Source organism: Nodosilinea sp. LEGE 06152 (assembly GCF_015207525.1).
Lineage (GTDB): Bacteria > Cyanobacteriota > Cyanobacteriia > Phormidesmidales > Phormidesmidaceae > Nodosilinea.
Genome location: NZ_JADEWR010000015.1, coordinates 1 through 23,124, shown reverse-complemented (window position 1 = coordinate 23,124; position 23,124 = coordinate 1). Strand labels below are relative to the sequence as shown.

The 23,124-nt window shown below is 59.0% G+C and carries 19 protein-coding genes; 11 read left to right on the top strand and 8 right to left on the bottom strand.

Annotated elements, in window-relative coordinates:
- Positions 1-206: 206 nt before the first annotated feature.
- The 4 genes from IQ265_RS19420 (at position 207) to IQ265_RS19405 (ending at position 6,747) form a co-directional block, all read left to right on the top strand.
- Positions 207-1,004, top strand: coding sequence for an E3 ubiquitin ligase family protein (locus IQ265_RS19420; RefSeq protein ID WP_194056602.1), 798 nt, complete (start codon positions 207-209; stop codon positions 1,002-1,004).
- A 451-nt stretch (positions 1,005-1,455) separates the two neighbouring features.
- Positions 1,456-3,093 (top strand): mechanosensitive ion channel domain-containing protein, encoded by a 1,638-nt coding sequence (locus IQ265_RS19415; RefSeq protein ID WP_228038164.1) that lies wholly within the window; start codon positions 1,456-1,458, stop codon positions 3,091-3,093.
- A gap of 202 nt (positions 3,094-3,295) precedes the next feature.
- On the top strand, positions 3,296-4,513 hold the full coding sequence (locus IQ265_RS19410; RefSeq protein ID WP_194056600.1) for a hypothetical protein: 1,218 nt from the start codon (positions 3,296-3,298) through the stop codon (positions 4,511-4,513).
- 413 nt (positions 4,514-4,926) lie between these two features.
- The gene (locus IQ265_RS19405) at positions 4,927-6,747 is read left to right on the top strand and encodes a M10 family metallopeptidase (protein WP_194056598.1); all 1,821 of its coding nucleotides are present in this window, start codon (positions 4,927-4,929) and stop codon (positions 6,745-6,747) included.
- A 161-nt stretch (positions 6,748-6,908) separates the two neighbouring features.
- Here IQ265_RS19405 and thyX read toward each other — a convergent pair whose 3' ends face one another.
- The 4 genes from thyX to IQ265_RS19385 form a co-directional block, all read right to left on the bottom strand.
- Positions 6,909-7,631 carry an FAD-dependent thymidylate synthase gene (gene thyX, locus IQ265_RS19400; RefSeq protein ID WP_194056596.1) on the bottom strand — a complete coding sequence of 241 codons (723 nt, stop codon included), beginning with the start codon at positions 7,629-7,631 and terminating at the stop codon, positions 6,909-6,911.
- 11 nt (positions 7,632-7,642) lie between these two features.
- Complete coding sequence (locus IQ265_RS19395; RefSeq protein ID WP_194056594.1) at positions 7,643-8,566, bottom strand: hypothetical protein; 924 nt, start codon at positions 8,564-8,566, stop codon at positions 7,643-7,645.
- A 102-nt stretch (positions 8,567-8,668) separates the two neighbouring features.
- Positions 8,669-9,730 carry a DUF6765 family protein gene (locus tag IQ265_RS19390; protein WP_194056592.1) on the bottom strand — a complete coding sequence of 354 codons (1,062 nt, stop codon included), beginning with the start codon at positions 9,728-9,730 and terminating at the stop codon, positions 8,669-8,671.
- 129 nt (positions 9,731-9,859) lie between these two features.
- Positions 9,860-10,450 (bottom strand): hypothetical protein, encoded by a 591-nt coding sequence (locus IQ265_RS19385; RefSeq protein WP_194056590.1) that lies wholly within the window; start codon positions 10,448-10,450, stop codon positions 9,860-9,862.
- A gap of 173 nt (positions 10,451-10,623) precedes the next feature.
- Between IQ265_RS19385 and rsmI the strand changes: the two genes are divergently transcribed.
- Entirely contained in the window at positions 10,624-11,487 is an 864-nt protein-coding gene (gene rsmI / locus IQ265_RS19380; protein WP_194056588.1) for a 16S rRNA (cytidine(1402)-2'-O)-methyltransferase, read from the top strand.
- Between the two features lie 130 nt (positions 11,488-11,617).
- Here the strand turns inward: rsmI and IQ265_RS19375 are convergent, their stop codons facing one another.
- Entirely contained in the window at positions 11,618-12,739 is a 1,122-nt protein-coding gene (locus IQ265_RS19375; RefSeq protein ID WP_194056586.1) for a peptidase M42, read from the bottom strand.
- A gap of 298 nt (positions 12,740-13,037) precedes the next feature.
- On the opposite strand from IQ265_RS19375, the gene IQ265_RS19370 reads away from it, so the two are divergent.
- From IQ265_RS19370 to nth, 3 genes are read left to right on the top strand one after another with little or no spacing between them, the layout of a single operon-like run.
- The gene (locus IQ265_RS19370) at positions 13,038-13,472 is read left to right on the top strand and encodes an Rrf2 family transcriptional regulator (RefSeq protein WP_194056584.1); all 435 of its coding nucleotides are present in this window, start codon (positions 13,038-13,040) and stop codon (positions 13,470-13,472) included.
- A gap of 23 nt (positions 13,473-13,495) precedes the next feature.
- Positions 13,496-14,458, top strand: a complete 963-nt coding sequence (cysK, locus tag IQ265_RS19365; protein WP_194056582.1) for a cysteine synthase A — start codon at positions 13,496-13,498, stop codon at positions 14,456-14,458.
- 4 nt (positions 14,459-14,462) lie between these two features.
- Positions 14,463-15,128 carry an endonuclease III gene (nth, locus tag IQ265_RS19360; RefSeq protein ID WP_194056580.1) on the top strand — a complete coding sequence of 222 codons (666 nt, stop codon included), beginning with the start codon at positions 14,463-14,465 and terminating at the stop codon, positions 15,126-15,128.
- A 198-nt stretch (positions 15,129-15,326) separates the two neighbouring features.
- On the opposite strand, the gene IQ265_RS19355 is transcribed toward nth, so the two are convergent.
- On the bottom strand, positions 15,327-16,163 hold the full coding sequence (locus tag IQ265_RS19355; RefSeq protein WP_194056577.1) for a pentapeptide repeat-containing protein: 837 nt from the start codon (positions 16,161-16,163) through the stop codon (positions 15,327-15,329).
- Between the two features lie 121 nt (positions 16,164-16,284).
- Positions 16,285-17,277, bottom strand: a complete 993-nt coding sequence (locus tag IQ265_RS19350; RefSeq protein ID WP_194056575.1) for an endonuclease/exonuclease/phosphatase family protein — start codon at positions 17,275-17,277, stop codon at positions 16,285-16,287.
- 11 nt (positions 17,278-17,288) lie between these two features.
- On the opposite strand from IQ265_RS19350, the gene IQ265_RS19345 reads away from it, so the two are divergent.
- The 3 genes from IQ265_RS19345 to IQ265_RS19335 are packed head-to-tail and all read left to right on the top strand — an operon-like array spanning position 17,289 to position 19,262.
- On the top strand, positions 17,289-18,503 hold the full coding sequence (locus IQ265_RS19345; RefSeq protein ID WP_194056573.1) for an MFS transporter: 1,215 nt from the start codon (positions 17,289-17,291) through the stop codon (positions 18,501-18,503).
- Positions 18,504-18,549: 46 nt separating this feature from the next.
- The gene (locus tag IQ265_RS19340) at positions 18,550-18,855 is read left to right on the top strand and encodes a hypothetical protein (RefSeq protein WP_228038162.1); all 306 of its coding nucleotides are present in this window, start codon (positions 18,550-18,552) and stop codon (positions 18,853-18,855) included.
- Complete coding sequence (locus IQ265_RS19335; RefSeq protein ID WP_194056571.1) at positions 18,852-19,262, top strand: PIN domain-containing protein; 411 nt, start codon at positions 18,852-18,854, stop codon at positions 19,260-19,262. Before IQ265_RS19340 ends, IQ265_RS19335 begins: the two co-directional genes overlap by 4 nt.
- 192 nt (positions 19,263-19,454) lie before the next feature.
- On the opposite strand, the gene IQ265_RS19330 is transcribed toward IQ265_RS19335, so the two are convergent.
- Positions 19,455-22,715, bottom strand: a complete 3,261-nt coding sequence (locus IQ265_RS19330) for a glycoside hydrolase family 15 protein (protein WP_194056569.1) — start codon at positions 22,713-22,715, stop codon at positions 19,455-19,457.
- Positions 22,716-23,124: the final 409 nt, after the last annotated feature.

The window sequence follows — 23,124 nt, the reverse complement described above, 5'->3', positions numbered from 1 at the left end:
GCGCCTGCCTAACCAAATCGCTAAATGTCAGTGTATCAGGGCTTTTAAGACTGTCGGCGGCGCTTTAAGTTTTGCAACAAAACCTTTCGGTGGGTAACGCCAGGGTCGGGGGCTTTCGTTCGAATTCGTAAAGCGAGGGCTGTTGTCACCGCCGACTTGGGCACGCTGAGAGCCAGATTTGGTCAGCACTGGCGGAAGAATTACAGATGGCGATCGCAGGAGTTATTTTTATTGTCGCTGGGGCCGTGCTCTGGTGGGTGCAAAACCGCCAGCAGCGCCGCTGCAACCAGCTCAAGCTAGCCCGGCCGTCTAAGAGTGCCGATCTGGAGGCTATGGCCACTGCCGTCTCCAAAGAGATTGGCGGCGGCGACTGGCGCGACTACGTGTGGCTGCGGGGCACCCCCCAAACCTCAACGCCGCTGACCTCAGAGTTTAAACAGGTGCCCTGCGTTAGCTACACCAGCACCGTGGTGCGCGAATACGAAGAAACCGTGCGCGAAAAAGACAGCAACGGCAACGTTACCACCCGCACCCAGCGCGGTTCAGAAACCGTCAGCGAACACCAGCAGCGGATTCCCTTTGATTTGGTAGACGATGCTGGGCAAGTGCGGGTGGATCCTGAAGGAGCCAATATTGAATCGGTTGAGGTGCTGAACGACTTTCAACCCGGCACTCCCGCTGGGGGAATGCTCTCCTACGGCCCATTTTCGCTAGTGCTGGGCGGCGAGGGCGGCGGTGGCCCACGCCGCACCCTGGGCTACCGCTACAAGGAAACCGTGCTGCCGCTCGATCGCCCCGTGCTCGTCGTCGGCACCGCCAGCGACAGTACTGGCAATGTAGCCATTGAAAAGCCCACCCAGGCCGACCAGCCCTACATCATTACGCTCAAGTCCCACGAGGCCCTGACTAAAAGCGTTAGCCAGAGCGCTCAAATCGCCTTTTGGTCAATGGTGGCCTGTCTTGGGGTCGGGGCAGTGCTGCTAGTGGCTGCGCTCATCGGCTAACCCCTTCCCTCATCTCCAACTCACACCCTTTCCTGCGGAACGCTTCGCGACTAGGAAGCCGCTCCACGCCTACACCTCCCCCTTTCTACCTACGGGAGACGCTAGCGCGAACGGCTCCGCTCAGGGACCATCACCCCTTCGACTCCGCTCAGGGACCGTCCCTCCTTTCTCTCTACGGGAGACGCTAGCGCGAACGGCTCCGCTCAGGCACCACCACCCCTTCGACTCCGCTCAGGGGCCATCACCCCTTTCTCCCTACGGGAGACGCTAGCGCGAACGGCTCCGCTCAGGCACCACCACCCCTTCGACTCCGCTCAGGGACCATCACCCCCCTCCCACYCGCCCACCCMTCCMCCCYCCCMCYCSCCCMCCCMYCCMCCCCMCCCCCYCMCCYCCCCCCCYCCCSCYCCCCMMACSCCATGCTGATCTCGATGTCTAGGCCCATCGATTCATGCCTACAGGAGTTTCCTTCCCTCGCCGGCTGGTCCGCATTGTCTGCGGTCTGGTGCTGGCCGTGGTGTTGCACGGGTTGGGATCTGCTCCGGGGCTAGCTCAGGCGATCGAAACCGAGCCTGTATTTCTCGACGGACTGTTTTTGTTTAACGTGCCCGCCGCCGGAGACCTGACGGCGGTTGAGCGCGCCTTGGCCATTGAAACCAACCTGGAGCCGCTAGTCGAAAGCGGTGCGCCGGTAGACGTGCGGGCCGAAATGCGGGCCGTGGAGGGCAGCAGTGGAATAACCCAGGACAGCAATCCGGTGATTTTGGCGGGCGACCGCTACATCATGACGGTGACCAATGCCGATGTGCGGGTGGGCCGGGCCGAAACCCTTCAGGCCCAGGCTGATCGGTGGGTCGGTGCGATCGCCACCGCCCTCAGCCAGGCCCGCAGCGATCGCCAGGACGGTTTTTTGGTGCAGGCGTTGGCCAAAGCTCTGGCCGCCCTGGCCGCTGCACTGGCGCTGCACTGGCTCGCCGGACGAATCTGGCACCGCTGGCTGCGGCCTGTCCTAGACCGATTTGCCTTCTCGCCCATCGACCCCGACAACCCCGACCACGAGCCCACCGGGCTGAACCTACTCTTTCGGCTCACCCTGTTTTTGGTACGCTGCGCCGTTGCGTTTGCGGCGTTGGCCTACATCGCCAACCTCTTTCCAATCACCCGCCGAATTAGCTATCGAGTGACCCAGAGCCTGCGCGAGGGGCTATTTGACCGCAGCTTGCTGTTGGGCAATCGGTCGTACTCGCTGCTGGGCCTGCTGCTGCTGCTGGCGGTGCTGCTGGCCATGGTGATTATGGCCAGCGCTCTGACCAACGTAATGCGATCGCGGGTATTGCGGGCCACGGGTATTAGCATTGCCGCCCAAGAGGCGATCGCGGTGCTCTCGAAATACACCCTGATTTTGCTGGGCACCGTAGTTATTCTCCAGCTCTGGGGCATTGACCTTAGCTCGATCGCGCTGATCGCCAGCGGTCTGGGTATTGGGGTTGGTCTGGGTTTGCAGGGCCTGGTCAAAGACTTTGTCAGCGGTTTGGTGCTGGTGTTTGAGCGTCCGGTGCAGGTGGGCGACTTTGTCGACTTTGGCCAGGTCAAGGGCACCGTCACCCAAATTGGCTCGCGCAGTACCGAAATTCGCACCCTCGATCAGGTGTCAATTATTGTGCCCAACTCCCGTTTTCTAGAGTCGGAGGTGATCAACTGGAGCCACGGCAACCCGGTGTCGCGCATTCGCCTGCCGGTAGGTATTGCTTACAGCGCCGACCCTCAGACCGTTAAGGTGGCCCTGCTCGATGCCTGCCACAAAAATCAGGAAATTCTCTCGGCCCCCGCACCCCAGGTGTTTTTTCTGGGCTTTGGCGATAGCGCCCTCAATTTTGAGCTGCTGGTGTGGATAGCTCAACCCAGCCGCCAGCTTGTAATCAAGAGCGACCTGTACTTTGCGATCGAGGCCAGTCTGCGCCACCACGGCATAGAAGTACCCTTTCCCCAGCGCGATCTGCACATTCGCTCAGGTCATGTGCCTATTGACCTCTCGCCTGAGGCCCAGCAGCTTTTACGACGACTGAGCGACCCCTCCGACAAAACCTAGCTCCATCTTTCTTAAAACTCTGCATTTCCCTGGCTCAAGATTTTGCTGGAGCAAAAGCTAAACAACAAAAAAAAGAGCGCTTTAAGGAAAGTTAGCTAAAATTACAGCCGTATTTGCAGAGAAACCAGGGTTCTACACCCACACGTTCCCGAATTGGTCGCCTACGGGTTTCTCGAGTGAGGAGTATAGGGAGCTAATTTCCATGAAACCAGTCTGGCCCAACGTCCCCCTTAGCCGCTGGTCAAAGCGGCTGTTTAAGTCGCTTGCGCTGTTTGTTACCTCGGTTTTTCTGGTCACAGGCCTATCGGTGCCAGGGTACGGTGCGGTTCAGCCCACGGTGCTGACACCCAACGCTGCTGCCGAGGCCGGCTTAGAAGGGTTGTTGGCTCAGGAACCCAACACCGCGGGCAACGCTACCCTCTACTTTGAAACCGCTACCTTTACCATTAGCGTCTTTCCCAGGAATTCTCAAACCCTGCGGATGAATGTCTACAACAAAGAAACTCGGCAGGCTGAACAACTCAACGCTCCTGTTACCCGCCGCGACGGAATTATCAGTAGCGACTGGATCAGCTACGACAGCTTTGGCTCGCGTGCAGGCCGCAACGTCGTCTACCGAGCTAGTGGCAACCTACGTAACAACCAGGCCCGCCTCGAAATTGTTGAGGTCTCCACCAGTTCCATATTGCTTAGCCAAAACAGCACTAGCGTTCGAGACTTTTTCCTTCCTGGAGCCAACCCTAACCCTAACCCCAACCCCAACCCTGGACAGGGCGACCTGTTCAACCGCACGTTTGTGAGCTTTGATACCCAAAATCACTCGGTTCGGGTGTTTAACGACAACGGCGTGACCAAGATGAATGTTTACAACAGAGTTTCTGGACAGCCGCTGGTGAATGGCCTGACTGCTACCGCCGAGGCCGCCGAGGTCGCTCCCTACACCTGCTGGGTCAACTACTTTGGGGGCCAAAGCTATGCCGGTACGGCAGCCCGCTACTTCGTTCGGGTCAGCGGTGATGGCCAGGCGCTCCTGGAGGTAATTGCCTCTAACGGCGGGGTGCTGCTCACCGAACCCAGGATCACGTCCTCGCCGCTGGTAACCAACATTCCCCAGGCCGATCGCCCCCAGTGCTTTGGCGATAGCGGCACGGTGAGTAGTGGTTCGCTGGCTCCCTATGTGGCAGCAGTATTTGGTGGTGACAACGAGCTGCAACAGGTTCGCCAAGTGTTACCTAGCGGTAGCAGAGGGGTTGGCGGTCTAACCTGCGTAATTAATCCTCAGTTTGAGAACGCTCCTCAGGGTCGTTTTATCAACGCGGCTGAATGCACCGATCGCAACGATGCCTCTGCGGTAGTCAACTTCTTGAGAGGGCGCGGGCTGAACTCGCGTCTGGTCTACCGCAACTTTAGGTACCGCTAGAGCCGGGGCGCTAACTCAACAACGTCTGGTTTGACCTGGGGCTGCGATCGCGGCCCCAGTTTTTTTTGAGGTTCTGGTGAAACTTACACATCCTCCCACTGGGGCAATTCTGTTGTAATGTGGGTTTAGGTGTTTTCTACGCAATGGTGATGTTTCTGTATAGCTGTGGCCATATATCCCCAGGGGTTGGCGACGCAGATAGGCTATAGCAGAGACGGCAATCACCTCATACTGTCGCCCTAAGGGCTTGTTTCTAGGGATTCAGGCGCACGGTAGCGATCGCGTCCTCTAATTCTGCTGATTTTGATCACAGGGTTGGGTTAAGCGTGCGATCGTACCCCAGGTGCACCCCTTTAAACCACGGCTCTGGGCCTTGCGTCGAGATGTTATTCCTGGCTTGAGAGGGATCACCGATGGGGACTAACCCGCTGTGGGCTGCGGACTGGGGAGTGTTAGCGGCAGAGCTACCCGAGTTCGATGAGCTAATGGAGGCAGGCCGTGGCGACCCAGATGCATGGATTGCTATGGCAGAGGGCTGGGTGGGGGCGATCGCCAGCTCGACCGCGATTGCTGAATCAAACGGCCCAGCGATCGATGCTGTTCTGAAGCTATTGGAGCGGCCAGATTGGCCCACTGAGCTAAGCCCTAGGCCCCGCCTGCAGACCTGGGGCCCAACGCTGGGTTCCTTGCTCAAAACGCTTGATTTCACCGCTGGTTCATTCTCCCCCACGACAGCCGGGATAGAGCTCAGCGGAGAGGGCGATCGGCTGACCGACTGGGGAGATGCCACCCACCTGCGGGCCTGTGCCTGCCGCCAGTGCCAGTCTGCGGTCAGTGAAGGGGTGGTAGCAGTTGATAGTGCTGAGCCATCTTCTAGCCAGAGCGGCGTTGATGCCCTGCTGAGCGACTATCGGTTTGCCGCCGGCAGCAATATCACCTTTAGCTTTGTCAACAGCCTCACGGCCCCGAGCTACAACAGCCTCAGCAACGAGCGGGTGTCTGAGGTCAGCGACCCGATTAAAACCAGCGTTCGCACCATTTTAAAGAGCTATATTGAGCCATTAATCAATCTCACCTTTACCGAGGTGGCGGAGTCGCCAGGCAGTTTTGGCCAAATGCGGCTAATGTTTTCTAACCTGGGCGGTTCGGGGGGGTATGCCTACGCCTACTACCCCGATACTACAGGCTTCTACAGCTTCGGTAGCGACGTGCATTTGAGCGATCGCTACCTCGACCCTACCTTCGACCCCTACAACAACTTTGCCTCTGGCCCCGGTAGCCACGGCTATACCACCCTAATTCACGAAATTGGCCACGCCCTGGGGTTAAAGCACCCCGGCAACTACAACGCCGACAGCAGCGGGGAGGAAGGGCCTTATCTGCCCACAAGCACAGACCATCTGGGCAACACGGTGATGACCTACAACTTTGGCGGGTTTGCCCCAGCCACGCTGATGCCCTTAGATATTGCGGCGCTGCGATCGATGTATGGCTCTAAAGCCTTTAACGCCGACGACACGGTCTATCGATTTACCAACACCCACGCCTACACCGCTGACGGTAGCCCTCAGACTGCTATTGGAGGGGCAGCTTCCCAGCGCATTACCCTGGCCGACAGCGGTGGGGTAGACCAGCTGGTTTTCTCAGCCCTGCCGTTTAGCGAGTCGGGCTATCGGTTTGATCTGCAGCCCGGCGGCAGCCTTTCCACTCGGGCAGACTTCGACAGCGCGACTGGATTGGCCAGCCGAGGCACCTGGCTCAGCCTTGATACCACCATCGAAAATGTGATCAACTCATCGAGTGATGACTTGATCATTGCCAACGGGGCGGCCAATGTATTTGGCGGCTACGATCTGGTTACCCCCACCGGCAACGATGTAATCGTGGGGGCAACCAGTCGAGATCTAGTTAACCTCACCGCTTTTTCGTCCGCCAATGTCACTCAGAGCCAGCGCGGTAATGACCGCTTTTTAGACTTGGGGACTGGGCGATCAATTACGCTCAGAGACTACTTTTTGGCTCCGGCAGAGGAGCGAGTGCGGGTGCAGTTTGCCCAACCATCGGCGGCCCTAGCCAGTGCCGATGACCTGGCCCCCAGCGATCTAGCCCCGGATGGATTGGGCAGCACCACTGACTCGATCGGGGTGGCCCCACCCGGTGAGGCCGACCTATTTAGGCCTGACCCATGGGTAGCTACGGGGTTGCCAGAGCCGGTGGCCTCTGGTCTAGGCTAGTCCGGATTGTTCATGATCCTAGGTCAAGCATAGCAAGACGGGCCAGATGCCGATCTCACAAGAATGTGGTCAGTCGAGCCCAAGGAGGCTTTGGCGAATTCTTGTGGAATAACCGTTTCGGCTGTCCACTCTCCAGAATCTCCAGCAACTAAAGCCTCAGATTAAGGAGCCAGGCGGGCCTTTTTGAGCCGGTTGTCTTCGTACCAGGCGGCGATCGCCGGTACCCAGGCGACAAAGTGGGGCCAAATTGCCTCGCACATCTTCTGGGCTTCGAGCTGGGCGTCGGCCTTCCAGCGCAGGTCGAGCAGGTGCATCACCGATCGCACGTTGGCCGACATTACCCAGTGCTGACGAATATCAAAGGGAATTAGCCCCCGCGCGTGCTCTTCGGCAAAGCCCTGGTCGATGCGGGTTTTGTAGCGACGGCTGGCCTCCAAGCACCAGTCGAGATCCTGCTGGCGGGCCTCGGCGGTGTACTCGTACTTCTTGCCCTGGCGATCGCTGTAGAAGCCCAAAGGCCGCAGGTAAAACACCTCTTCGACCTCGCGCTTGCCCTCCACCACATCGAGAATGCGCTGGCCCGTGTACCGAAATGATTGGACATCGAAAGAAATACCCACCCTGTGAGTGCGAATCTGCTGCATGGTGCTGTGGGGAAACCAGCCCACGTTAAACACAATCTGCGGATGCTCTAGGGGGCCGTAGTGGCCGCGCCCGCCCTTGAGCAAACTGGTGACTAAGATTTCGCCGCAGCGCTCTTCACTGGGCCAGGTGCTGCGATCGTGCGCCACAAAGCCCTCGGCGTAGTCCTGGTGCATGGCAGCGTACATGGTCTGTTGAGGGTTGGGGGTTTGAGAAATAACCTCAACGGTGAAGCGATCCATAGGTCAGACGTTTAGATATCCAGGTACTCAACATATTCAACGGTGCGCCGTCCCTGGGAAGCAGGGGCAGCAACCTCGGTAGATGCTCTCAATTCGGGGACTGGGGCAGACGCCTCTGGCTCTAAAACCACCTCGTCGGCCACTGCCTGGGCGAACGGCTCTGGGGCAAACCGCTCGGCGACAACCGGGGCCGCCAGACTAGGCGATAGAGACTGGGTCGGTTGCAGTAGGGCCAGCCCTTCTTCTAAAGCCGATCGCACGATCGCATCGGTTTCCTGGCTGAGCCGCAGTTGAAAGCAGTCAACCAGGTGCGATCGCACCGACATCCCCACCAAGTACTCTTCGTCGGTTTGGGCTAGTCGCACTAGCCGCCGCACCGCCACCAGCCGCTTCAACGGGTCGGGATGGCTCAGCAAGCCCAGATTGTGCTCCACCTGCGCCACCGGGGCAGCATTCCACAGGTCGTCGCTGGGGTCTGCCGAGCGGGACGATCGCAGCAGCGCCCCCACCGCAAACAGCGCCAGCGCTCCCTGCCCGGTGAGCAGCAGCGCCATCAGCAGCGAGTGGGTGCTGTGCCACAGAGCGGTAAACGTGTAGGTGCTCGCCCCCGCCACCGCCGCCAAGATCAGCGCCTGCTGCTGGGGCGAAGTGGGCAGCGGCAAACCCTGCTGAAGCCGCTGCATTAGCCCTTTGCGCTGGCGCGGCGAGAGCTGCAAAATCTGTTGATAGGCCACCAGCCCAATTCCCGCCGAGATCACCAGGGCACCGTTGACCAGGCCCAGGGCTAAGCTACCCAGGCCCAAGGCCCACATCTGAGGATGCTTGAGCGGCGGCAGCGATCGCCGCCATTTTGGCCTCAGAAGTGCCGCTGTAGAGCGCGACGGCGGCGCTGGTGAAACATCCAGAGCAGGACGGGAAATGACAGGGGAAACCACGGGGACTCGTTACAGATAAGCAGCGTGAACCAAGGCTTAGCATAGCCTGCCCCCCTATCTTAGGCTCCTTTTTGCAGGAAAACTTTGGCATGGGATTGGGAGTTACGCGACGCAAATTCCGTACTGGGGCAGCAGGTCGTGAATGATATAAAAATGATGGGCTTGTAGCGCGTCGTGAAATAGCTTCCAGTGGCTGTTTAAGAACTGGGGCGAGTAAGCAATGCGGGTTTCCTTGCGATCGCTTTCCCCCGCTACCCCTAGTGCTCGATGCTTCCAAGAGCCGTAGCCGCGGGCAATGTAGCTAACCTCGGCGGGGCCAAAGCTAAAGCTCCCCTGGGCAATGTGGGCGAGCCACTGCTGATGGCGGCTGTCGCCTTCGCCATAGGTGGTTTCAAACAGCGCCGCAATTCTGGCCCGGTCAACCTCGGGCAAACCGGAAGCGGGGGCATCGGCGTCGCCCGCTAAATACCGCTGCATGGCTTTGCACATTTCATCGGCGGCTTCTAAATAGTCTTTGGGGTTGTCGCGGCTAATTTTTTCGCCTCGGCCATTGGTGTAGCCCCAGCGTAAGTAGGGTCTGTCAGGGTTGCTCAGCACCGTGCCGTGGCCCAGGGGCAGCGCTCCACCGATAAAAAAGCCCTTCAGCCGGTTCATCAAACTCTGGTCGGGCTTGTTGTTGCCGTCTACCAGGTCGCGGGCGCTGTTAATCTCGTGGCTGACCCCCGCAAAGCCCTGGTGCGCCCAGGTATCGGCAAACACGTGCAGGGTAATGCCCAGCCGGTGCAGCCCGTAGCTGCGGTAGCGCTGCTCAATGCATTCGCGCACCATCGCCTGGGCCACGGGGCTATTGGGCCGACAGATGAGTTTTTCAATAAACGTGCCCGGTGGATCTTGCCCGGCGGGCAGGCCACCATTGCCCGGCAAAAAGTGAAACGGGATCCACACCTTGCAGTTGGCCAACTCCTTGAAGTTGCGGTAGTCAAGCATTTTGTGGGCCGAACTGATGCGATCGAACATCGCGCCATTGTCAAAGCGAATTAGGCCCGCCTGAGTCGAATCGTCCACATACTGGGCACTGTGGGCCACGATGCTAGCCTCGGCATGCTCAAACCCAGCCAGGCGAGCACACACATAGGTGACCCCGTGGTGAAAATCAATTTGCATGGCACAGTCTGACTAGCCGCACAGGCTACCTCGCTACAGGGTGCAACCCTCAATCAGGGTAAGGGTTGGCGTGCCCCTGCGGCATTAAGCATTGTGATCTAGGGGCTGTCATCGATTGGCGGCCGCCGATTAGTTTTCTATGGGGGCTGCGTCTTCTGCGGGGGGTGTATTGGCCCGCGCAAAGGATTGGTGAATGGCCGTTAGCACCGGGTCGATGTTGGCGCTGGTGTCGTCGTAGTAGCTGGTAATGGTGGCGGTGGCGGTGGGATAGCCCACATAGGTGACAAAGGCGTTGGGCAACCCGTCTGGAATTTCGCTCAGCCACAGGCGCACGGCAGTTACGCTGTCGATGGTAATGGCATCGTAGCGGCTAACGGTGTAACCCTTAGCCCGAATAGCTTCAAGCGACTGGCCTACTACGGTTTGGGGCGGTGCCTCTTGCCAGGTGATCTCGGTGCGCATGGCGGGCAGGCTGCCTGTTGCCCCTGCGCTCTCGGCAACCACCTGGGGCGCATCGGGCTGGGCGCTAACCTGCCAACCCGCCGGAAACGCAATGGAGAATACATCTTCGTAGCGGGTAGTTTCTAACTCTGGTAGGGCGGGAGCTGCTGGTGCAGCCTCGGCGGCCACCAAGGCATCGGGAGCCTGGGCTAAAGCGGCGGGTACACCAGCGGTAAGCACCGTCCCTAGCATTAATCCCGCAATCGTAAGCTGCTTCATAACGATTCTCCTTGTCGCTGGCTCAAGCACTGTTGTTTAGTATCACCTGGGGCGGGGCGTTGACCACTGCCTTTAGGGCCACTTTCTAAACCCGGCAAGGTTGCGGGGTAACCGCTTGAATAGACGGACGGTACGCTAGCCTGGGAGAAAACCTCTACCGCGATCGCCCGTCCATGTCCCCCGCCCCCGACTCTGATCCCAAACCCGGCCATCTCTATGTGGTGGGCACTCCGCTAGGCAACCTCGAAGATATGACCTTTCGGGCGGTGCGAATGTTGCAGTCGGTGGATCTAATTGCCGCCGAAGACACCCGCCACACGGGCAAGCTGCTCCAGCATTTTCAAATCGCCACGCCGCAGATTAGCTATCACGAGCACAACCGCCACAGCCGCATCGGGGAGGTGCTACACCACCTGCAAACTCGCCAACATGCCGTAGCGCTGGTCAGCGATGCGGGAATGCCAGGCATTTCTGACCCCGGCTATGAACTGATTGCGGCCTGCGTAGAGGCTGACATTCCCGTGGTGCCCATTCCAGGACCAACGGCGGCGATTACGGCGCTGTGCGTGGCGGGGTTGGCCAGCGATCGCTTTGTCTTCGAGGGCTTTTTGCCGCTCAAGGGCAAAGAGCGTACCGAGCGGTTGGAGGCGATCGCCCGCGAAGAACGCACCATTGTGCTCTACGAAGCGCCCCACAAGCTGATCAAAACCTTGGAGGATTTGGTGGCGACTTTGGGTGGCGATCGCCCCGTCACCCTGGGCCGCGAACTGACCAAACGCTTCGAAGAATTTTGGCGCGGCACCCTGGGCTTCGCCCTGGCGCACTACCAGCGCGAAGCCCCCAAGGGCGAGTTCACCGTCGTCATTCAGGGCGCGACCCGCGACGCACCCGTGCTGTCTGAACAAGCTATCAAAGCTGAGCTGGAGCGTCTCCTCAGCCAGGGGGTTTCCAGGGCCGAGGCCAGTCGCCAATTGGCTCAGGCAACCGGGCAACCCAAAAAAGCGATTTACCAGCTGTCACTCACCCTAGATCACTGATCCCGGGTGGTGGAAGCATGGCCTCCTTGTGGTGCATTGCTGCGCTAATGCACCCTACCGCACTTGCTAAGGCTAAAAGCAGCTTTCGGCCTCAGAACTGGGTTACTGTGCTGCCCTCAACGCAGATGGGCTAGTCGATATAGGTTTGCAACAGCCGGATCACCGCCGCCACCGAGGCCAGCGATGCCGTTTCTGTGGCGGTGTGGTATTCGGTGGTGGGAATTTGCAGCGTGGTGCCCGTCACCACCCCGTCAGTAGCCGCCGTCAGGCGACCCATCTCGGTGCGACCCAGGGAGTAGGGCTTGGGGCGGGTGAGGTTTTGGGCGGCGATGTAGTCGTCTTTGTAGCTGTAGGCAATGCCAAGCTGGGTGCAGCGATCGCCCAGCTCCTGGGTGATGCCGGGGGCAAAATCGGCGCTGGCATCTTTGCGGCGCAGGGTGACAAGCTGCTGGTCGGCGGCCTCGCGACTGTGGTAGGGGCTGGTGTCGAGGGCAATCAGGCGATCGGTGCCCAGACGCTGGCGCTGAAACCACGATAGGGCGTAGCGCCAGCTGCGGCCCGACTCTTCTTGGGCGGTAAAGAGAGCGGTGCCCTCAAACCCGCAGCGAAAGAGAAAAATGATGATGGCGGCGCTGATCACATTGTCGAGCTGGGCTGAGATGTAGCCGTCGTTGAACTGCAGGCGATCGAGAAACGCGACGGGGGTGCCCGGTTGCAGGTAGTCGAGCCCGTCGACCTCGAAGATCAGATTCTTGCGCTCCGGGCAAATATAGGAGTTGGTGATGATGCCCTGGCCGATGTAGGTGCCGGTGTAGGGCAGGTGGGCCTGCACCCGCTGCCCTTGAAAGCGGTTCTCAATGGTGTGCAGCATTTGCTCAGACACCGAGTCGCCGGTCAGTTCACCCTGGTTGCCCGCGATAAAGGCGGCGTACTGAAACTCGTTGGGGCCGGTGCACAGCAGGCCGTGGCGATCGATGTGGGCCGACAGCATCAGGTCGTGGGGGCGGCGACCTTGGGCGACCAAAACGCCGTGGTAATAGCTAACCTCGGCCCCTACCTCGTCTAGTTCGCGGCGCAGCACCCGAAAAAACGAGTCTTCGCTGCCCACCACCGAGGGTTCACGAATCAAAAACTGGAGAATTTCTAGAAAGTCGGCCAGCCCTTCGAGGATGACGGGGTCGGCGGCGGCAGCGGCTTGATCGGCGACAGCGGGGCCAACGAGTTGATCGACAACCAGGTTCAGTGGGCTCATAGGACAAGGGCCTGCCAGAAATTTGCCTGTGGTGCTGCAACCGTGACTGGGAGGAGGACACTGGGGCGATAGGCAAGAACTGCCTCGCCTGAGGTAAGCGCGATCGCCGCTATACCTATGTATCCCAGAACACTGTTCGCATCTCAGCACAGTACCCTGAAGCCCCGTGACGTTTAGTGAATCCCAATACAAAAGGAGCTGGTCTTTTAGACGGTGTTTGTCGCGATCGCGCAATCCTGCAAACCCCAGTGGAGAACCGGAGTATACTAAAGGTATCGCTCTTTACCCTGCCTGCCCTGTGGATTTGTCTGCCAAAAGTGAATACGCGCTGCTGGCTCTGCTAGAGCTTAGCCCCCACTATGCCAGCGGCGAACCGCTGCAAATTCGCCAGATTGCCAGCCAGCAAAACATTCCCGATCGCTACCTAGAGCAGCTGCTGGCCACCCTACGCCGGGCGGGGTTAGTCAAAAGCCTGCGGGGGGCGCGGGGTGGCTACCTGCTGGCCCGTGATCCGTGGAAGATTACCCTTTATGATGTGGTGAGCTGCATTGAAGGGTTTGAGGCCCAGACAGACCCAGCCCAGGGGTCTGCCACTCCCGAAGCGCTAGTGATTCAAGAGGTGTGGGGAGAGGTGCGCCAGGCAGCCGAAGATGTGCTGCAAAAGTGCACCCTGCAAGACCTAGTCGAAAAGCGCAACGCCCAGCAGCAGCACGACATTATGTATTACATCTAGGCCCATTACTACATTCAGGCCCCATGCGAATTGCCGAAAACGTAACCCAACTAATTGGCCGCACCCCCCTGGTGCAGCTCAACCGCATTCCCCAGGAGGCGGGCTGTTTGGCCCGGCTCGTGATCAAGCTAGAGGGCATGAACCCCTCCGCCTCGGTTAAGGACCGCATCGGCATCAACATGATTGAGGCCGCCGAAGCCGAAGGGCTGATTACCCCCGGCAAAACTACCCTGGTCGAGCCGACTTCGGGCAATACGGGCATTGCCCTGGCCATGGCGGCGGCGGCCAAGGGCTACCGCCTAATTCTCACCATGCCCGAGACTATGAGTTCGGAGCGGCGGGCCATGCTGCGGGCCTACGGGGCCGAGCTAGAGCTCACCCCCGGCGTGGCGGGCATGTCGGGCTGCATTCAGCGGGCGCAGGATATTCTTGACACCCTGCCCGATGCCTACATGCTGCAACAGTTTCGCAACCCGGCCAACCCCGACATTCACCGCCGCACCACCGCCGAAGAAATCTGGGCCGACACCGATGGCCAGGTGGATATTTTGGTGGCAGGCGTGGGTACGGGCGGCACCATTACCGGCGTAGCCGATGTGCTGAAACAGCGCAAGCCAGAGTTTAAAGCGATCGCCGTCGAACCCGTCAACAGCCCGGTACTCTCTGGCGGTCGACCCGGCTCCCACAAGATTCAGGGCATTGGGGCGGGGTTCGTGCCTGAGGTGCTGAATGTGGCCCTGATTGACGAGGTGGTGCTAGTGGCCGATGAAGATGCGATCGCCTACGGCCGCCGCCTGGCCCGCGAGGAGGGCCTGCTCTCGGGCATTTCCACCGGGGCCGCTGTCAAGGCCGCGATCGATGTGGGTTGTCGTCCCGAAAACGAGGGCAAGCTGATTGTGATCATTCAGCCCAGCTTTGGCGAGCGCTACCTGAGCACGCCGCTGTTTCAAGACCCCGAGCTGATGGCTCCGCTGGTCATGAGCTAGCGCAGTGACTACCAAGGAATTTGATATCGACCGGGCGATCGCGCTGCTGCGTGAGGCGGTGGCCCCTTTCCCGAAAGCCGCCATGTTTCAACTGGCGGAAGAGGGCTTCGACACGCTCTACGAGCAGCTTGTCGCCTGTATTATCTCGATTCGTACCTACGATGAGGTGAGCGTGCCGGTGTCGCAGCGGCTGTTTGCTCGGGCGCGCTCGCCCGAACAAATGGCCCAGCTCGACATGGAGGATATCCTGGCCCTGATTCGGGGAACTACCTTTGCCGAGAACAAAGCCCCCCAGATTCGCCAGATTTCTGAGCAAATTTTGGATGAGTATGGCGGCAACCTGCCCGCCGACCCTGAGGTACTGATGCAGTTCAAAGGGGTGGGGCCAAAGTGCGCCCATCTGGCGATGGGGGTGGCGCTGGGCTACCCCTGCATCAGCGTGGATGTGCATGTGCACCGCGTCACCAACCGCTGGGGCTATGTGCAAACCAAGTCTCCCGAAAAGACCATGGCCGCCCTAGAAGCCAAACTACCCCAGCAATACTGGGTTGAGATCAATCGGCTGCTGGTGCCCTTTGGCAAGCACATCTGCACGGGTAATCGGCCTAAGTGTGGGCGTTGCCCCCTGGCTGATATGTGCGCCCAGGTTGGCGTCGCTGCGGCTGTCTAACGTCCTTAATTACCGGACACAATAACGCTTTCAAATCACCGGTTGCCTCACCTTGTTTCGGTACATTGGCGGTGTCAGGCATCACCTTGGACGTGGTGATGCGTGGACTAGAGAGGTACAGCGAACAAGGCAAGTAGGTTGGCCCAATTGCCAAAAGTTTGGCCTTTTGATAAATCGGATCGATTGTGCCAGTTTTGGTTAGTCCCATCGGTGTTGTCGAGCTTCATTGACTATGCCTTGAGCCTCTTCGAGTGAAATGTTGTAGCGAGCGCTCAAAAGTTTGGGAATGCGATCGCAGTCGCGATTGGGATTCACTTCTGGTTGATGGGAGTAGGAAGGCAGCGCAACATTACATAAAAAAGGCGAAGATTTCGCCTCCAGTTGAAGCGGTTCAAGATTCTGAACGTCTCGTGAGTTCACAAAAAATAGCAGGGCACCGCTGAGGTCGGCATCGCTGAGGTTGGCACCTATAAGTAAGGTGCAGTTGAGGTCGGCACCGCTGAGATTGGCATGTCTAAGGTTAGCACCGCTGAGATTGGCGTATCTAAGGTTGGCACCGCTGAGATTGGCATATCTAAGGCTGGCACCGCTGAGGTCGGCACCGCTAAGGTCGGCATCGATGAGGTCGGCACCATTAAGGTTGGCCCCGCTGAGGTCAGCACCGCTAAGGTTGGCCCCGCTGAGGTCGGCACTGATGAGGTCAGCACCGTTGAGGTCGGCATTGATGAGGTCGGTACCGCTGAGGCTGGCTATTTCTGTGTTTCTGTTGGCCATGCGAAGATTGAGCACCAGAAGGGCTCCACCGACAACCATCACAATCATCCCCATACCGTTGATGAAGGTTTCACGGTGTGGGTGAGCAAGGGTCGCTCTCTCGCTGTGGGATAGGCCACCGCCATCCGGCTGAAGTCTACGATCGGGGAGTAACCACAGCCACCACACCAGCCCGATAAGAACTGGAGTAGCGATCGCTCCAACCACCCACCACTTGTTGATCCTTGTCTTTGGCTGCCGCTGCTTGAATCGCCCTCGCATGCTTGAGACCTCAATGCTGAGCACATTATTAACTCCCTGATGCGGGAAAGCTCTAATCTTTATGCACGTTTAACTAACCCATTCACTCTAAAGTAAACGGGCCTCTCTAATTAAGCTGAGCTTAACGCAGCCTAACCTGAGCCTGCACGGGCAGATGGTCTGACGCCTGAGCCGCTTCGGCAAAGACCTCGGCGGCTACCAACTCTAGGGTTTCTGGGGTGTAGAAGATGTAGTCGAGAACGTACTGGGGTTGGTTAGACGGGAAGGTAAACGACGACGGGGCTGTGGGCAGCGCCGAGGCCAGCACCGGGGAGTCGAGCAGAATGCCAATTGAGCGCGGATCGTTGCCCTCGTCGCGGTTGAGGCTGCTATTAAAGTCGCCGACCAGTAGAACGGGGTATTCTTTGGCGTAGCCTTCGGCTAACTCGCGCACTACCTGGGTTTGGCGGATTCGGGTAGGGGCGTCAAACGCTTCGAGGTGAACGTTGATCACGATCAGGGTTTGGCCCGATACGTCAATTTCGGTAACTTGGGCAACGCGATCGAGGTACAGCGCATTGTAGTAAAACGGATTCGTTGGCACTTTCTCCAGCACCAGCCGTTCGTTGCGGCGAATGGGGTAGCGGCTGAGCACCGCCTGCCCTGAAATCACCTGCTTATAGTGGGCACTGGGAGGCCAGTAGGGGAAAGGGACGTAGCGTTTGTCCCAGTTGATGGCGATCGCCCCAAAAGCCATCTCCAGCGCTGCCGAAAGGGCGTACTGCTGGTTGCGGTTGAATGATCGGTAGGCGTCGAAGTCAATTTCTTGCAGCGCCAAAATGTCGGGTTCGCGGGCGTCCAGGGCGGCGATCGCCGTGGCCTGATTTGCATCAAAGAGCGCTTTGTCTCGCTCCACAGCCTGCTGGTTGGTTAACCCCGACAGGTAGCCAATGTTGTAGCTGACTACGTTAAGCTGCTCAGGGTTGGCGGTGCCAGAGGAATACTCCTCGTAGGTAACCAGGTTGTCGTAGTCAGCCTCATGACCGTTGGGCGAGCTGATGTAGGCGAAGGTGCCAACTAGAGCCACGACCGGCAGCCCCAGGGCGATCGCCACCCCCAAAATAATGTTTTTCATGGACTAATTTTATGGCCTCCGCTGACCCCTCGCGACTGCCGCTGCGGTTTTGGATTGCCGCCCTGGTGGCGTTCATCAATGCGGTGGGGTTCACGCTGATTATTCCGCTGATTTACCCCTACGCGGTGGAGTTTGGCCTCAGCGACTTTCAGGCCAGTTTGCTGACCACGGCCTACGCGGCAGCGCAGTTCGTGGCCACCCCCATTCTGGGGCGACTCTCCGATCGCATGGGCCGCAAGCCGCTGCTGATTGTCAGCCTGCTGGGCACGGTGGCGGCTAATCTAATGGCGGGGCTGGCCCCGGTGGCCTGGGTGCTGTTTGTGGCGCGGCTGCTGGATGGTATCACGGGGGGCAATACCTCGATCGCCCAGGCGATCGTCAGCGACATCACTTCGCCCGAGCAGCGGGCGCGGGCCTACGGCATTTTTGGGGCGGTGTTTCGGCTGGGGTTTGTGGTGGGGCCACCCCTGAGCTACGTGGCGCAGCTGGTGCCACCGCTGCCGGGGTTTACCAGCCTGGGCATGGGGTTTTTGTTTTCGGCGGCGATCGCCCTCTTTGCCACCGTCGTCTGCCTGGTACTGCTGCCCGAAACCCTGGCGACTGGCTCCGACCGGTTTCAGATCTCCTGGAGCGACTTTGGCTTCGATCGCTTGGCCCGATCAGCCACCGACAGTCGCTTTGGCCGCATTTTCTGGCTCACCTTCTTCAGCGGCTTTACCTTTACAATCTTCACCTTTGCCTTTCAGCCCTTCTTTCTGCGGGTGCTGGGGCAAGATGCCCGCAACCTGGCGATCATGTTTGCGGCGGTGGGCATTATCGGCTTTGTCACCCAGGTGTTTGCTCTGGAGCCTTTGCGGCGGCGGTTTGCCCTGGTGCAGATTTTGGTGGGGGCGCTGGCAGCGCGGGAAATTTTGTTTTTGCTGATGCCCGCGTTCCCAAATATTGTGGCGTTTGCGGCGATCGCGGTCGTCTTTAGCGCCGTCAACTCGTTCCCCATGCCGCTGATCGATGCCCTACTGTCGCTCAACAGCGGCCCCCGCGAGCAGGGCGAAGTAATGGGGCTAAATGCCTCGTACTTGAGCATTTCCAATGCGATCGGTCCGGCCACGGCGGGGCTGCTGGTCAGCGTCAGCTACAGCTTCCCGTTTTGGATTGCCGGAGCGCTGACGCTACTGACTGCCTGGTTTGCAAAGACGCTCTCGGGGCGCGGCATCGCTAAGGTGTGAGGAGGCGCTTGGCCATAACAACTCGCTATCCTTAAGTTGACAGATCATGGAGAAAACCTCGGTGACTACCCGCGAACAACTCCTGCTAGAAATTAGCAATGCTCCCGATTTTTTGCTCGAAGAAGTGCTTGACTTTTTGCTGTTTGCCAAAATGCGGCGACAGCAGCCTGCCGATCTAATCGAGGTTGATACGGTAGCAGACCAAGCCATAGATCAATCCCAAACACCAATCTGGGAAGCTTTTGAAGAATTCGCCGACACCCTGCCCAAGGCCACAGCGGCAGCCCTACCAACCGATGGTGCAGCCCAACTCGATCACTACCTCTACGGCTCACCCAAGAGCGACCCATGAGAACTCTCTTTGCCGATACCTTTTACTGGGCAGCAATGCTCAATCCCAGAGATCAGTGGCATCAAGAGGTAAGGCGCTTCAATCGAACCTTAGGTGCGGTTCAACTAGTCACCACCGACGAAGTGCTAACGGAGTTCTTAAATTTCTTCTCGAGCTTTGAGCCGATTGTGAAGCAAGGATCGGCTCAGCGAGTCAGCTTGCTGCTGAAAAGTCCAACGGTTCGGGTCGTTCCCCAAAATCGGGATACCTTCTTAGCAGGGCTCAATCTTTATGGGCAACGGTTGGATAAAGGCTACAGCCTGACCGACTGTATCTCTATGCAAACTGTGCAATCCCTAGGCATCAGAGAAGTGCTCAGCCATGATCGACATTTTGCCCAAGAAGGGTTTACGATCCTTTTCCCTTGACCTTTCAAAAGCGCTTACGCAAAGAAGACCTTGGTTATCCCCAATGGTTTTAAGACTTAAAGTCAGAATCCTAGGGTTTAGTGTTGGGGCGCGGCACGGCAAAGGTGTGACTTTAATCAGCAGAAACCGGGGTTCTGCGATCAATCTCAGTGCTAGTCAACGTTGATAGCTAGAACCCCGGTTTCTAAACACCTACGCCACCTCTTCCAGCGCTTCTCCCCCCGACTCGGTTTCGCCCAGCACCGTGAGAAACTGTAGCCCCATGGCGATGTAGGTGGCGCACTGGGTCGGCGGTAGCCGATAGAACGACTGCCAGGCGGCGGCTTTCTCCGATTCGTAGAAGGCGGCGCGATCGGGCTGCTGGTCGAGCCAGCCCAAGCGCACGGCGTGGCCGATCAGTACATCGAGGTAGATGTGGTCTTCGAAATAGAGGTCGGGGTTGACCTTGAAGATTTCGCCCATTTCGCGCAGTGCCTCTAAGTTGACGTGGCGATACTCGGGGGCCTGGATTTTGTTCAGCAGGTGGGTGATGCGGCGCTCGAAGTTTTGCTCACCGGGGGTCATTTCGGAAAGGATGCGATCGCTGTCCAGCCGGTTCTTGCGATCGAACTTGTTGCCGATCACAATGCCCCTGGAGTGCTTCAGCACCTCCCACACCTGGGTATAAAACTCCTCCGAGATGCGGGCAATTTCGCCATCGATCACCCGCTTACGCCACCAGTCCTGGGCATTGGGGGCCTCGGTGGCCTCAGCGACAGGTTCGATGCCGGTGGGCACCACCTGCCAGTTGATCGGGTTGTGGGGCTTAACGTGCAGCGACTCGCGGCGAAAGATCGACTGGTTTAACCCGTCGAACCCGGCCAGCACCTGGCGCAGACGGGTCTTGAGTTCAAAGGGGCTGAGGTCGACCAGCTGGCCGTAGGCTTCGTCTTGGGTAATGTCGCGCTCGCGGGCCAGCTCGCTGGTGATCAGCAGCAGCAGGTAGCCCACCCGCAGGGTCATCAGCCCCTTGAATAGGGAAGGCTCAGCTTTAATCAAAATGCTGAGGTCGATCAGCACCTCCTGGGTGAGTACGTGGTCGCGCACGTCGTCGCCGCAGAAGGTGCGAATTTTCTCGACAATTTCGCTGTGGCCCATGGGTTCGGTAATCAGCGACTCCTCACTGTAGGACTTGCCCACGGAGATCTGCTTCTGGCGCACCAGCAGCTCTGTCACCGCATCCGACAGGGTGATGTCAGCCTTGCCCAGCAGCCCAGCCGCCCGGCGCAAAATGCCCCACTGCTCTAGCTGGCTGGCCTTGGCGTAGACCTCATCGAGCAGGTCCTCAACAGTAATGGTATGGCTGGGGCCACCAAAGCCGGTGTTAAAGTCGCCGCCGTGCAGGTGCTTGAGGGTGGCCAGCAGCTCAATTTGCTCGTAGATATTGTTTGACTGGCGCAGCTGGTTAAGCAGGTTGTCGAGGTCGGTTTCGTTTTCCAGGTCGTACTCTTCGAGCAGCGACAGGGGGCCGTCGCGATCGGGCTCAAAGCCCAGGTAGGCCGTCCACAGGGGGGTATAGCCTACGGAGGTGCTGCCCAGCTGGTAGCCGTTGACATTGTCGATGCGCTCCAAACTGGTAGTCATCATCAGCTGGTGCAGAGAACCGAGCTTGACCGGCACATGGTCGCAGCGATCGTCCTGCAACTCGTGCATCAGCGCCATCAGCGGCGACTCGTAGATGGGCTTGCGCCCCAGCTGAAACATGGCGTGGGTGAGCAGCAGCGTCACCGTGGGTCGCCCCGGCTCGCGCCAGTGGTCGTAGATGTAGGCCAGCTCGCTGCGCATTTGGGCCACCAAAAAGTGGTAGTCGAGGGTGAGGTAAAACCGCTGCTGGTCTAAGAACGACGGCAGAAACACCACCGACGTGCCCTTGATGCGGAAAATTCGCGAGGTGGTGAGGCTGCGCAGCCGCCGAACCGGGCGACCGCTGAGGCCCAGCTTGTCGTTCTTGCCGATTTCGGCGTAGATCGACGACAGCTCGGTAGCCGGAAACACCTGCACCGGGGCGATCTCTTCAAGAGTTTCGGTGGGCAGACCGTAGGTGGCCAGCTCCGCTTGCAGGGCCTTGTCTTCAGCTAGCAGGGCTACCTGCACCACCGGGTAGCGGTGGTCGCCCAGGGCGCGGTACCGCCCCAGAGGGTCAATGTCGCTGGGCTTGAGCAGCCCGTCGTGGAGCAGTTGCCCCAGCAGGTAGAGGCTCTGAGCCCACACCAGGGGCAGGTTGTCGTTGGGTAGACGGGTTTGGCTGCCGGGTTTAACCCGCTCGGCCTCGATTTTCTCTTCGGGTACGTAGTACAGCTCGGGCAGCAGGCCCACCCCGTCGCGCTCGACCTCTAGAGCCGCCAGCCGCTCTTGGTAAAACTCAATCTGGTCTTTGTCGCCCGCAAACAGGCTGTCGAGCCACAGGTAGGTAAAAAACAGCGGCCACTCACACTCAATGTGCTCAAACTGCTTCAGCTCTTCGGGTTCGTAGTGCAGCCGGGTGGTGTCTTCGATGACCGCCTGGTGGCCGTCACGCAAAAACCGCTTGCAGCCGTAGCGCCCCTGGAGCTTGTCGACAATCTTTTGCCGGGTCTTGCGGGCCAAATCGGCGTCGTCGATCGCAAAGGCGGGATAGCCAATCACGTTGAGCAGGGCAGCATCGATCTCCTTAGAGCCAGATTCTCGCGGCAGCAGCGACTCTAGGGTGATGCGAGCGCGGGCAATCTCATCGGTGAGCACGTGGATGGTGGAGGCCTGCCCACCGCGCATGCCAAACAGGTTGAACCCCCGCAGTGCCTCTAGGGCCGCCTTGGCCAGCCCCACAGAGCTAGCGTTGAGCTCGGGCTTGCCGTGGTTCATTTTGTTGCCCCGCTCCCAGATGCCGTAGTCGGGGGTGCGGTAGGCCCGGCCAATGTAGTAGACCAGGTTTTGCACAAAGTTGACTTCATCCTGGGTGAAGATGATTTGCAGCCCCGAGGCGGTCATCTGGGCCAGCATGAGCAGGTACACCGAGGTGGCATCAATTTGCAGGTGGCCCCACTCGTCGTCGCCCACCACGGGCAGCCCGGTGCCAGTGTCGTACTTGGCGTGGAGCGCTTGCAGCGGATCCTGCCGTTCTTTAAAGTGCTCGACTTTTTTGGACTGGCGCAGCATGGCCTGGAGCAGGCCGCGCATCAGCTTGACCACGCTCTGCTCTAGCTCGACGGTGCGGCCCCGGTCGTCGTCGAGGTGGCGGTAGGCCAGGGCCACCCCCCACACCGCCAAAATGCTGAACACGTTGTCGCGCACCCAGGCATCGGTGTAGTTGCCGTGTACGTTCACCGCCGTGCTGGCCGGTAAGAGGCCGCTAACCGGGTGCTGCCGCGACAAAATCACGGCTTTGACCTGCTGGTAGTAGCGATCGAGCTGCTCTTGAAGGGCGGCTGAAGACATAGGCGGTGGTGATAACGAAGAAGAACGAGAGTTAAACGGTTTTTAACCCACTCTAGGGGCAATTGGCCAGGTAGTAGTCGTGGAGATTACAGAATTTTGACTGCGCCAAGGGACATTGCTATGCCAAGGTCTAAACTGCACCCTCTAGTTCGAGAGAGCACAACTTCATCGGGCACCACATATTCCCCCTCTCAGGCCTCGTAGAATTGGAGAAAACCAGCATAGTATTAGGAGGCTTCTAGGAAAGAAGATACCAGTTTAGAGTCAGCAACCTTAGCCGCTGTAGCGATTATCTTGATTGTCAAGCTCACCCTGCTATGTAGTAGCTGCCATGAGGGTGGCAGCTGGCGGCAATGAGCAAGCTGGAGCCTGCCAGAGGGTGTCATGGCTCACCATGGCATTGAGGATG